Source organism: Pseudomonas sp. JH-2 (assembly GCF_036231725.1).
In the GTDB taxonomy this organism is placed as follows: Bacteria; Pseudomonadota; Gammaproteobacteria; order Pseudomonadales; family Pseudomonadaceae; genus Pseudomonas; species Pseudomonas delhiensis.
Genome location: NZ_JAZAQP010000001.1, coordinates 26,472 through 38,073, shown reverse-complemented (window position 1 = coordinate 38,073; position 11,602 = coordinate 26,472). Strand labels below are relative to the sequence as shown.

At 67.6% G+C, this 11,602-nt stretch carries 10 protein-coding genes and 2 tRNA genes; 3 read left to right on the top strand and 9 right to left on the bottom strand.

Annotated features, from left to right (window positions below):
• Positions 1–3 precede the first annotated feature (3 nt).
• Positions 4–312 (top strand): hypothetical protein, encoded by a 309-nt coding sequence (locus tag VV867_RS00170; protein ID WP_109935998.1) that lies wholly within the window; start codon positions 4–6, stop codon positions 310–312.
• On the opposite strand, the gene alr is transcribed toward VV867_RS00170, so the two are convergent.
• The 8 genes from alr to rnr all read right to left on the bottom strand — a co-directional run bounded on the left by alr (position 309) and on the right by rnr (position 9,028).
• The gene (gene alr, locus VV867_RS00165; protein WP_328565323.1) at positions 309–1,382 is read right to left on the bottom strand and encodes an alanine racemase; all 1,074 of its coding nucleotides are present in this window, start codon (positions 1,380–1,382) and stop codon (positions 309–311) included. The two genes, VV867_RS00170 and alr, sit on opposite strands and share 4 nt — an antisense overlap.
• Positions 1,383–1,626: 244 nt before the next feature.
• Complete coding sequence (gene dnaB, locus VV867_RS00160) at positions 1,627–3,021, bottom strand: replicative DNA helicase (RefSeq protein ID WP_089390001.1); 1,395 nt, start codon at positions 3,019–3,021, stop codon at positions 1,627–1,629.
• Between the two features lie 131 nt (positions 3,022–3,152).
• A complete protein-coding gene (gene rplI, locus VV867_RS00155) occupies positions 3,153–3,599 on the bottom strand; it encodes a 50S ribosomal protein L9 (RefSeq protein WP_009613455.1) in 447 nt (148 codons plus the stop codon).
• 21 nt (positions 3,600–3,620) lie between these two features.
• Positions 3,621–4,490, bottom strand: a complete 870-nt coding sequence (locus VV867_RS00150; protein WP_328565322.1) for a hypothetical protein — start codon at positions 4,488–4,490, stop codon at positions 3,621–3,623.
• Between the two features lie 35 nt (positions 4,491–4,525).
• Positions 4,526–4,756: a 30S ribosomal protein S18 gene (rpsR, locus tag VV867_RS00145; RefSeq protein ID WP_003095634.1), complete on the bottom strand. Its 231-nt coding sequence runs from the start codon at positions 4,754–4,756 to the stop codon at positions 4,526–4,528.
• 29 nt (positions 4,757–4,785) lie between these two features.
• Positions 4,786–5,202 carry a 30S ribosomal protein S6 gene (gene rpsF / locus VV867_RS00140; protein ID WP_074983333.1) on the bottom strand — a complete coding sequence of 139 codons (417 nt, stop codon included), beginning with the start codon at positions 5,200–5,202 and terminating at the stop codon, positions 4,786–4,788.
• A gap of 350 nt (positions 5,203–5,552) precedes the next feature.
• Positions 5,553–6,302, bottom strand: a complete 750-nt coding sequence (gene rlmB / locus VV867_RS00135) for a 23S rRNA (guanosine(2251)-2'-O)-methyltransferase RlmB (RefSeq protein WP_328565321.1) — start codon at positions 6,300–6,302, stop codon at positions 5,553–5,555.
• Complete coding sequence (gene rnr, locus VV867_RS00130) at positions 6,299–9,028, bottom strand: ribonuclease R (protein ID WP_275628430.1); 2,730 nt, start codon at positions 9,026–9,028, stop codon at positions 6,299–6,301. Before rnr ends, rlmB begins: the two co-directional genes overlap by 4 nt.
• 206 nt (positions 9,029–9,234) lie before the next feature.
• Here rnr and VV867_RS00125 point away from each other — a divergent pair.
• Positions 9,235–9,321 (top strand) — tRNA-Leu (locus tag VV867_RS00125).
• A gap of 136 nt (positions 9,322–9,457) precedes the next feature.
• Positions 9,458–9,544 (top strand) — tRNA-Leu (locus VV867_RS00120).
• An 88-nt stretch (positions 9,545–9,632) separates the two neighbouring features.
• Here the strand turns inward: VV867_RS00120 and VV867_RS00115 are convergent.
• On the bottom strand, positions 9,633–11,567 hold the full coding sequence (locus VV867_RS00115; RefSeq protein ID WP_328565320.1) for a methyl-accepting chemotaxis protein: 1,935 nt from the start codon (positions 11,565–11,567) through the stop codon (positions 9,633–9,635).
• Positions 11,568–11,602 lie beyond the last annotated feature (35 nt).

Genomic DNA, 11,602 nt, shown 5'->3' with positions numbered 1-11,602 from the left:
GCGATGCACGCCGACACCCTGAAAGCCAAGGCCCGGGCATTGCGGGCGAGCCTGCGGCAGCACCTGGCGTGCGACCCGGCCGTCGGGCAGTTGCAGCGCGAGCTCGAGGACCTGCTCCGCCGCGCCGAGGCCGGCAGCCTGGAGGCGCCGGTGCAGTGGCGCGACATTCCCGGGCGCTACCTGTTCACCGAGCAGGGCCTGCAGCAATACCGCGAGCTGGAGCAGGCCTACGCCGAGTTCTGCATCGAGGCCAGCGGCGGCGAGTCGCCGGCGCTGCGCAAGCTGCGCGAGCGCATGGGCGACCACGGCTAGCGGTAGCGCCGCGGCACCCGCGCGGTGACCTTGGTCAGCAGTTCGTAGCCGATGGTGCCGGCGTGGGCGGCCACCTCGTCCACCGGCAGCTGCGCGCCCCAGAGTTCCACCGGGGCGCCGACGGCCACGTCGGGCAGGTCGGTGAGGTCCACCGCCAGCATGTCCATGGAGACACGTCCGGCCAGCGGCGCGCGGCGGCCGTCGACCAGCACCGGCGTGCCGCTGGGCGCATGGCGCGGGTAGCCGTCGGCGTAGCCGCAGCTGACGGTGCCGATGCGCGATGGCCGTCCGGCCACCCAGGTGGCGCCATAGCCGACGCTCTCGCCCACCGCCACCTCGCGGATGGCCATCACCTGCGCGTGCAGGCTCATGGCCGGGCGCAGGCCCATCTCGGCCGCGCCCAGGTCGGCGAAGGGCGAGGCGCCGTAGAGCATGATGCCGGGGCGGATCCAGTCCATGTGCGCCGCCGGGATGCTCAGCACGGCGGCGGAGTTGGCCAGCGAGCGCTGGTCGAAGTCCAGGTCGAGCAGGCCGAGGAAGCATTCCAGCTGCTCTTCGGTGAGCGTGTGGCCGCGCTCGTCGGCGCAGGCGAAGTGGCTCATCAGGTTCAGCTCGGCGACCTGCGCGGCGCCGCGCAGGCTCGGGAAGACCGCGCGCAGGGCCGCGGCGGAGAAGCCCAGGCGGTGCATGCCCGAATCCAGCTTGAGCCAGACGTTGAGCGGACGCGGCAGGCTGCTGGCCAGCAGCGTCGCCAGTTGCTCGGGCCCCTGCACGGCGATGTCCAGGCGCAGTTGCGAAGCCACCAGGCACTCGCTCGGCTCGAAGCAGCCCTCCAGCAGCAGGATGCGCGCGGTGCCGTGCAGCGCCCGGACCTCGGCGGCCTCCTCCAGGCAGGCCACGGCGAAGCCGTCGGCGTCGTCATGCAGCGCGGTCACCACCTCGCGCACGCCATGCCCGTAGGCATTGGCCTTGACCACGGCAAACGCCTCGCGGCCCGGCGCGCAGCGCTTGGCCAGGGCGTAGTTGTGCTGGATGGCGGAGAGATCGATATGGGCGATGAGGGGGCGCATGGGGGTCCCGAGCTACAAGCTGAGCAGAACGAGGAGCATAACCGCCCCGCCGCCGCAGCAGCAGGAAAACATGGGCGCAGGAGCGGACCTTGTCCGCGATGGCTGGAGGTTTCGGCGCGGATCGCGGATGAGATCCGCTCCTACGCCACGCCACCCGCGGCATTCACCTGTAGGAGCGCGCCCTGCGCGCGAATCGCGGGCAGGGCCCGCTCCTACAAAAACACGGCGCTCCCCGCAGGGGGCGTTATTCGTCTTCGAAGTTGTACATCCCCGGGGCGAGGTTGTCGAAGCGGCTGTACTTGCCGAGGAAGGCCACGCGCACCGTGCCGATGGGGCCGTTACGCTGCTTGCCGATGATGATTTCGGCGACGCCCTTGAACTCGGTCTCCGGGTGGTACACCTCGTCGCGGTAGACGAACATGATCACGTCGGCGTCCTGCTCGATCGCCCCGGATTCGCGGAGGTCGGAGTTCACCGGACGCTTGTTGGGACGCTGTTCCAGCGAGCGGTTGAGCTGCGACAGCGCCACCACCGGGCAGTTGAACTCCTTGGCCAGCGCCTTGAGCGAGCGGGAGATCTCGGAGATCTCGTTGGTGCGGTTGTCGCCGGAGGAGCCGGGAATCTGCATCAGCTGCAGGTAGTCCACCATGATCAAGCCGATTTCGCCGTGCTCGCGGGCCAGGCGCCGGGTACGCGCGCGCATCTCCGACGGCGAGATGCCGGCAGTGTCGTCGATGAACAGCTTGCGGTCGTTGAGCAGGTTGACCGCCGAGGTCAGGCGCGGCCAGTCGTCGTCGTCGAGCTTGCCCGAACGGACCTTGGTCTGGTCGATGCGCCCCAGCGATGCGAGCATACGCATCACGATCGAGTCCGAGGGCATCTCCAGGGAGTACACCAGGATCGTCTTGTCACTGCGCATCAGGGCGTTTTCCACCAGGTTCATGGCGAAGGTGGTCTTGCCCATGGACGGACGGCCGGCGACGATAATCAGGTCGGCCGGCTGCAGCCCGCTGGTCTTCTCGTCGAGGTCGGTGAAGCCGGTGGAGATGCCGGTCAGCGCCTCGTCGGTATTGAACAGGTGATCGATACGATCGATGGTCTTGGCCAGGATGTCGCCGATGCCCACCGGGCCGCCGGTCTTCGGCCGCGCCTCGGCGATCTCGAAGATCTTCCTCTCGGCTTCGTCGAGCACCTCGTTGGCGCTGCGGCCTTCGGGGTTGAAGGCGCTGTCGGCGATGTCGCTGCTGATGCCGATCAGTTGGCGCAGGGTGGCGCGCTCGCGAATGATCTGCGCATAGGCCTTGATGTTCGCCACCGACGGGGTGTTCTTCGCCAGCTCCGCCAGGTAGGCCAGGCCGCCGACCTGGGCCAGTTGGCCTTCGCGCTCCAGCAGCTCGGAGAGCGTCACCACGTCGATCGGCTGGTTGCCTTCGGCGAGCTTGTACACCGCGCGGAAGATCAGCCGGTGGTCGTGGCGGTAGAAGTCGCCATCGGACACCGCGTCCGAGACCCGCTCCCAGGCGTTGTTGTCGAGCATCAGGCCACCCAGCACCGCCTGCTCGGCTTCGATCGAATGCGGCGGCACCTTGAGGGATGCCGTTTGCAGGTCGTACTGCTCGGGGACGGTGATGTCGTTCATGGGCTCGGAGTAAAGGAATCAGGGGGCAGCAGAAAAACAAAGGGCACGATACCGCTCGGCGGTACCGTGCCCGATGTTAGCGAACTGCCGCGTCCACGCAAGGTGTGCACGGCGTCGCAGCGACGGATCGCTTACTCGGCGACGACGACCACGTGCAGGGTCGCTTCGACGTCGGTGTGCAGTTGCACTTCGATGTCGTATTCGCCGACGGTGCGCAGGGCACCGTTGGGCAGGCGCACTTCGGCCTTTTCCAGCGGGTAGCCGGCAGCGGAAACCGCTTCGGCGATGTCGCGGGTGCCGATCGAACCGAACAGCTTGCCTTCGTCGCCGGCGTGGGCGCCGATGGTGACGATCAGTTCGGCCAGCTGGGCGGCGCGAGCTTCGGCGTCAGCCTTCTTCGCGGCGGCAGCCTTTTCCAGCTCGGCGCGGCGCTCTTCGAAAGCAGCGACGTTGGCCGGGGTGGCGGCGGTGGCCTTGCCCTGCGGCAGCAGGTAGTTACGGGCGTAGCCGCCCTTGACGTTCAGTTTGTCGCCCAGGTTGCCCAGTTTGGCGATCTTTTCCAGCAGGATGACTTCCATTTGAGTCTTACCTCTTAACTTTTAACCTTCACCGTTCGTGGAGCCCTGGCGACGTACCAGGCGACCACGAAAATCAAACAGACTATCGACGACAGCAACCAGACAGATCACATTCCCCAGCACCAGCGCCAGGCCGTACAACAGCACCAGCCAGAACCCCGGCAGGCGTTTCAGCGCGACCAGCCCGTGGCCGAGCGCGAGCCCGGCCAACAGCAGCGGCACGGTGCACAGCGGCGCCACCACGGCGAACTGCGGGCCCAGCAACGGCACCACCAGCACGCCCAGCAGCAGCGCGACGGCCACCGGCGGCGCCAGGCGCAGCGCGCGGAACTCGCGGCCGAACCCTTGCGGGTTGTACAGCGCCGCTTGCCAGTAGCGCGCCAGCATCAGGCACAACAGGCTGATCAGCTGCAACGAGGCGGCCAGCAGGCCGGTAATGGCCGGGACCAACCCCGCTTGCAGTTCGGCCTGCTGGTCCGCCGAAAGCTTCGCTTCCGACAGCACCTGCGGCAGCACCTTGCCAAACGCCTCCGCCAGGCCTGCAACCAGGCCGGCGGACACCGTGCTCAACAGCAGCACGAAGAACACGCCCAACACCACGCTGGCCAGCATGACCCGATTCCAGGACATGCTGGTGCGCAACACCTGCGCCAGGGCCGCCGAACCCAGCATCACCAGGGTGACCGTGGGGTCGCCCAGGTACCACCAGGCCAGGGCCGGGAGCAGCGCCCAGGCCAGGATGCCAATGGCATCGCTGGCTCCACGGCGCAGCAGCACCAGGCTGCCGGCGGCGGCACCGAGCCAGAAGAACGGCTGCAGTACCGCGGCTGCGACGACCACCAGGGTCGCCTGCATGCGGCCTCGCATGACGAATTCAGCCAATGCGCGCATGCGATCTATCCATCAAAGCTACGTCGACTGCCCGATCAACGGCCGTGGCTGTCGGTGTAGGGAAGCAGGGCCAGGTAGCGAGCGCGCTTGATGGCGGTCGCCAGCTGACGCTGGTACTTGGCCTTGGTGCCGGTGATGCGGCTCGGAACGATCTTGCCGGTTTCGGAAACGTAGGCCTTCAGGGTGTTGAGATCTTTGTAATCGATCTCCTTGACGCCTTCAGCGGTGAAACGGCAGAACTTACGACGACGGAAGAAACGTGCCATGTTATCGGCTCCTCAATACTGGTCCGGGATTACTCGTCGGCGCTGTCGCGGCTGTCTTCGCCGTCAGCGGACTCGTTTTCGTTGGCGTCGGGACGCTCACGGCGCTCGCGGCGCTCGTTGCGGCTCTCTTCGGCCTTCAGCATTTCGGACTGGCCGGTAACGGCTTCGTCGCGACGGATCACCAGGTTACGGATGACGGCGTCGTTGTAGCGGAAGTTGTCTTCCAGCTCGGCCAGGGCCTTGGCGCTGCACTCGACGTTCAGCAGAACGTAGTGAGCCTTGTGCACGTTGTTGATGGCGTAAGCCAGTTGACGACGGCCCCAGTCTTCCAGGCGGTGAACCTTGCCACCGTCTTCTTCGATGACCTTGGTGTAACGCTCGACCATGCCACCGACTTGCTCGCTCTGGTCCGGGTGAACCAGGAACACGATTTCGTAATGACGCATAAATGCTCCTTACGGGTTGCAGCCTGCCGACGATGCGGTCAGGCAAGGAGTGAATGTCTTTTTGACTTGCCGACGGGTGGACGCGTAAACGCCTGCCCGGACGGCAAGGGGCGACATTCTAGGGAAAGGGGTGGGTTGGCGCAAGGCGGATTGATGAATAATTGAGCAGCTACAGGCTACAGGCGAAGAGCATGTGCGGGGCTCTTCGTAGGAGCGAGCTTGCTCGCGAACCGGGTGGGCACGGTGCCGGGTTTGGTTCGCGAGCAAGCTCGCTCCTACAGGGGGGACGGGACTGGCTCTTCGCTCTTGCCTGCAGCTTGTCGCTTGTCGCTTGTCGCTTGCAGCCGCTCTTAGGCCTTTTTCACCTGGCGCTGGCGGACGATCTCGAACAGGCAAACCCCGGTGGCCACCGACACATTCAGGCTGCTGACGCTGCCGCCCATGGGCAGCTTGGCCAGGTAGTCGCAGTGCTCGCGGGTCAGGCGGCGCATGCCCTTGCCCTCGGCGCCCATGACCAGCACCGTGGGCCCGGTCAGGTCCAGTTCGTAGAGGGTCTGGGTCGCCTCGCCGGCCGTGCCGACCACCCACAGGCCGCGTTGCTGGAGCTTCTCCAGGGTGCGCGCGAGGTTGGTCACGGCCACCAGCGGGATGACTTCGGCGGCGCCGCAGGCGACCTTGCGCACGGTGGCGTTGAGGGTCGCCGACTTGTCCTTGGGCACGATCACCGCCAGCGCGCCGGCGGCATCGGCGGTGCGCAGGCAGGCGCCGAGGTTGTGCGGGTCGGTGACGCCGTCCAGGGCCAGCAGCAAGGCCGGCCCCGGGGTGCGCTCGAGCAGTTCCTCGAGCATGTTCTCGCCCCACACCTGGCTCGGGCTGACCTCGGCGACCACGCCCTGGTGCACGCCCTCGGCCCACTCGTCGAGCTCCTTGCGCTCACGGGTGCCCACCGGCACCCGCATTTGCCCGGCCAGCTCGGCCAGCGCCTGGACCCGCGGGTCGTGCCGGCCCTCGGCCAGCCACAGCTGCTTGACGCGCTTGGGGTGATGGCGCAGCAAAGCCTCCACGGCGTGCACGCCGTAGACCTTTTCCCACTGGCTCATGGCTTCGCCTTACGCTTGCTTGCCGCGTCGCCCTGGCCGGTGCCTTCCGCCTTGGGCTTGGACGGCCCCTTGCGATGCTTGCTCGGCTTGGCGGCCTTGGCCTTCTGCTTCGATGGCTTGCGCGGCTTCTCCGCAGCGGCCTTGGCGTTCTTCGCCGGCGTGCCCTGGGCCTTGGCCGGCGGCCGCTTGCTACCCACCTTGGCTTCGTCGAGCAACGCCTGCTTCAGCGCGCGGCTTTTCCTGACGTCGGTGTTGCCGAGCATCTCGTCGGCCTTGGCGAGCATTTCCGGCGCGACCGAGGGCAACGCCTGGACCACGCCGACCTTGCGCTTGCGCGGCTGCACACCGGGCAGCGGCGGCTCCGGCACTTCCTGCGCCAGCTCGCGCGGCTGGCCCTTGGCCCTGGCCGGCTTGGCGGCCTTGGCAGGTTTGCCGGGCTTGGCCGCTTCGGCCTTGTCGCCGCGCTTCTTGCGACCGATGGGCGCGCTGAGCACGTTGTCGGCCAGTTCGAAGTCGATCTTGCGCTCGTCCAGGTCGACCCGCGCCACCACCACCTGGGTGGTGTCGCCGAGGCGGAAGCTGCGCCCGGTGCGCTCGCCGGCCAGGCGGTGGTGCACGGCGTCGAAGTGGTAGTAGTCGCCGGGCAGCGCGGTGACGTGCACCAGGCCTTCCACATAGATGTCGGTCAGCTCGACGAAGATGCCGAAGCCGGTGACCGCGGTGATCACGCCGTCGAAGGTCTCGCCGACGCGGTCGCGCATGTATTCGCACTTCAGCCAGTTGGTGACGTCGCGGGTGGCCTCGTCGGCGCGCCGCTCGGTCATCGAGCACTGCTCGCCGAGCTGCTCCAGGCGCGGCTCGTCGTACGGGTAGATGCGTGCCTTGGCCATGCTGGTGGCGCCGGCGCGCTGCACCAGGTCGGTCTCGCGCTTGGAGCGGACCACGCTGCGGATGGCGCGGTGCACCAGCAGGTCCGGGTAGCGGCGGATCGGCGACGTGAAGTGGGTGTAGGCCTCGTAGTTCAGGCCGAAGTGCCCGTGGTTCTCCGGGCTGTACACCGCCTGGCTGAGCGAGCGCAGCATCACCGTCTGGATCAGCTGGAAGTCCGGGCGGCCCTGGATGGACTCGAGCAGCGCCTGGTAGTCGCCGGGGGTCGGCTCGCCCTTGCCGCGGTAGAGGGTCAGGCCCAGCTCGCCGAGGAACTGCCGCAGGTTGTTCAGCTTCTCCTGCGGCGGGCCATCGTGGACGCGGTACAGCGCGGGGATTTCCAGCTTCTCGAGGAACTTGGCGGTGGCCACGTTGGCCGCCAGCATGCATTCCTCGATCAGCTTGTGCGCGTCGTTGCGCTGGGTCGGGCGGATCTCCGAGATCTTGCGGTCGGCGCCGAAGACGATGCGCGTCTCCTGGGTCTCGAAGTCGATGGCGCCGCGCACGTGGCGGGCGGCGACCAGCACCTTGTACAGGTCATAGAGGGTGCGCAGGTGCGGCACCACGTTCGGCAGTTGCTCGGCCAGGCGCGCGGCCTCGGGGCTGTCCGGGGTCTCCAGGTACTGGCTGACCTTGGTGTAGGTGAGCCGCGCGTGGGAGTGGATGACCGCCTCGTAGAACTGGTAGCCGGTCATCTTGCCGGCCTTGGACAGGTTCATCTCGCAGACCATGGCCAGGCGGTCGACCAGCGGGTTCAGCGAGCACAGGCCGTTGGAGAGGATTTCCGGCAGCATGGGGATGACGCGCTCGGGGAAGTACACCGAGTTGCCGCGCTTGGCCGCCTCCTCGTCCAGCGCCGAGCCCACTTTTACATAGTGGGAGACGTCGGCGATGGCGACGTACAGCTTCCAGCCGCCGCCCTTGCGCTTCTCGGCGTAGACGGCGTCGTCGAAATCGCGGGCGTCCTCGCCGTCGATGGTCACGAACGGCAGGGTGCGCAGGTCGACGCGTTTCTCCTTGTCCTTCTCCGCCACTTCGGGCTTGAGCTTGGCCGCTTCCGTCTCCACGCCCTGGGGCCAGACATGGGGGATGTCGTAGCTGCGCAGGGCGACTTCGATCTCCATGCCCGGCGCCATGTAGTCGCCCAGCACTTCCACCACTTCGCCCTGGGCCTGGCGGTGCACGCTGGGCCACTGCTCGATGCGCACCTGGACGAACTGGTTGTGCTTGGCGGTGCCGTTCTTGCCCGGGGCGATCAGCACTTCCTGCTGGATCTTCGGGTTGTCGGCGACCACGGTGCCGATGCCGCCCTCTTCGAAGTAGCGGCCGACCAGGGTCTCGTGGGCACGCTCGATCACCTCGACGATGGCGCCTTCGCGGCGGCCGCGGCGGTCGAAGCCGGAGACCCGCGCCAGGGCGCGGTCGCCATCGAACACCAGGCGCATCTGCGTGGGGCTGAGGAACAGGTCGTCGCTGCCGTCGTCGGGGATCAGGAAGCCAAAGCCGTCACGGTGGCCGGCGATACGGCCGCGGATCAGGTCGAGCTTGTCCACCGGGGCGTAGGCGCCGCGGCGGGTATAGATGAGCTGGCCATCGCGCTCCATGGCGCGCAGGCGACGGCGCAGAGCTTCTTCCGACTCCTCGTCGGCGAGCTTGAATTCTTCCAGCAGTTGCGCGCGGGTCGCAGGCGCGCCGCGTTCGGCGAGGTGCGCCAGGATGAGTTCGCGGCTGGGGATGGGGTTTTCGTATTTTTCCGCTTCGCGGGCGGCCTCGGGATCGAGGGTTTGCCAATCGGCCATCAGGGTGAGAGCACCTTATTCGTCTATAGATATGAGCGTCATCTGCTTATTGAAGCGCGAAATCCGCTCGTCGGTCAGCTTTGACCAAGAATAAATTTTTTATCGCATCAGGGGTTTACAAGCCAAAGTGGGCTCCGTATAGTTCGCGCCCACAGCGTCACTGAGACGTTGTAACACGGAAACGATGAGCAATCATCGCATCCAGTGCCCAGGTGGCGGAATTGGTAGACGCACTAGGTTCAGGTCCTAGCGGTGGCAACACCGTGGAAGTTCGAGTCTTCTCCTGGGCACCATTTTTCACGATAGAGCCAATGGCTGTATCGCGGCGGTTCGGAACCCTGATAACCGGACATTGAGACGCCGAAGCGACCGAAAGGTTGCAATACCGCAAGACGATGAGCGATCATCGCACCCCATGCTGAAAAGCATGCCCAGGTGGCGGAATTGGTAGACGCACTAGGTTCAGGTCCTAGCGGTGGCAACACCGTGGAAGTTCGAGTCTTCTCCTGGGCACCATCTTCAAGCGAAAAAGCCGAGCACTGCTCGGCTTTTTCGTTTCCGTCGTTCGCAGGTGCGGGCCGGGCACATCGCCCAGCCCCTCCCCTCATGCCTTGAACTGCCCCAGGCTGGCGCGCAGCTGCGCCGCCAGGCCATCCAGCACACGCCCGCTGCTGGCGGTTGCCGCCACGGCTTCCGCGGCGCGCCCCGCCTCGGCATGGATCACCTCGACACGCCCGCGCACCGCGACCGCACCGGCGGCCTGCTGCTCGGCGGCATGGGCCGCCGACTCGATGGCGCCATGCACCTCCTCCACGGCCCGCTGCACTTCGCGCTGCAGGCGCTCGCTGTCATGCAGCGCGGCCAGCCCCTGCACCGCCTGCTCGCGCGCCTGGCCGATGGCCTCCACCGCCTCGCGCGCGCCACGCTGCAAGGCGTCGATATGCGTCTGGATGTCGCCGGTGGATTGCTGCGTCTTGCTCGCCAGCGCCCGTACCTCGTCGGCCACCACGGCGAAACCGCGGCCGCTCTCGCCGGCGCGGGCCGCCTCAATGGCGGCGTTGAGCGCCAGCAGGTTGGTCTGCTCGGCGATGCCGTGGATCACCGAGAGCACCACCTCGATCTGCTCGCTCTGCTGCGCCAGCTTCTCGATCACCCCGGCGCCGCTCTGCACGCGGGACTCCAGGGTCTCGATGAGGCCACCGACGCGCCGGGCGATGGCGGCGTTGTCGTCGGCCGCCTTGCGGATGGATGCCACGCGCAGCAGCGCCTCCTGCATGGCCTGGCTTTCCAGCTGGGCCTCCGCGGCCATACCGGCAAGCGCCTCCAGGCTGCCCGCCACCTCGTTGCGCTGGCGGTCGGCGGCCGCCTCGGCGCTGGCGCTGCGCGAGGCCAGCGCGGCGATCTCGCTGCCGGTACGCTGCGCCACTTGCCCCGCCTCGCGGACGATGGGCTGCAATTTGTCGACGAAGCGGTTCACCGCGGTCGCCATCTCACCCACCTCGTCACGGCTGTCCAGGCGCACGCGGCGGGTCAGGTCGCCCTCCCCGGCCGCCAGGTCGTCGAGCGCATCGATCAACAGGCGCAGGCGATTGACCACCCGCCGCCCGAGCACCAGGGCCAGCACCAGCAGCACACCCAGCCCCACCAGCAACAGCCCCAGGCCGATGTGCCAGCGCAGGCTGCTGGCGGAAGCTTCCACCGCGCCGCGGGCGCCCTGGCTCATCTCGCCGGCCGCCTGCTGCGCCGCCTGCAGGCGGGCACTCAGCGCCTTGTTGCTGTCTGCGGCGGCGCCGGCCAGGCTGTCGGCCACCAGTTGGTCGCCACTGGCGATCAGGGCGGAGAAGCGCTTGTCCAGGGCCTCCACCTGCTTTTCCACCTCGGCCGTGGAAATGCCCAGGCGCACGGTACCTATCACCACGCCATTGGGGCTGATGGGCACGCTGGCGAGAATCACCGAATCGTCGTGGGCCGCCGCCTCCAGCACCTTGTCCAGGGCCCGCTCGCCCTGGCCCTTGGCGAGCAGCGCCTGGATGCGCGGGTCCTCGCGGTTGAGGTAGCGCGTCAGGTGCTGCCCCTGGGCATCGTCGTAGACCACGAAGAGCACGTTGGGGTTGGCCTGGGCGCGCCGGGCGTACTCGGAGAGCGTCGGCACGTCATTGTCCCACATGGCCTTGGGCGCCACGGCGGCGAGCAGTTGGGCGAGCTGCTCGGCGGATTGCCGCAGGCTCTGTTCGAGGCTCCGGCGGGTTTCACCACGCTCCTCCTCCAGGCGCGCCGACAAGGCGGCGCCAAGGCGCTCGCGGGTACGGGCGGACAACTCGGTCAGCCCGGAGCTCAGCTCGCCACCGGCGCGCTCCAGCTCGCCGGCCAGGCGCTGCGACTGGCCGCCCAGGCGCTCGCCCAGGTCGGCCACCAGTTGGTCCACGGTACTGCGGGTGAGCCACAGGGCGATCAGCAACTGCACCAGCAGCGCCAGGCCCAGGGCGATGAACACGGGGCGCAGCAGGCGGCTGCGCAAAAGCGAAAGGACGGCGGACACGGAGTGCCTCCTCGGGTAACGGAATACTGGCGCGG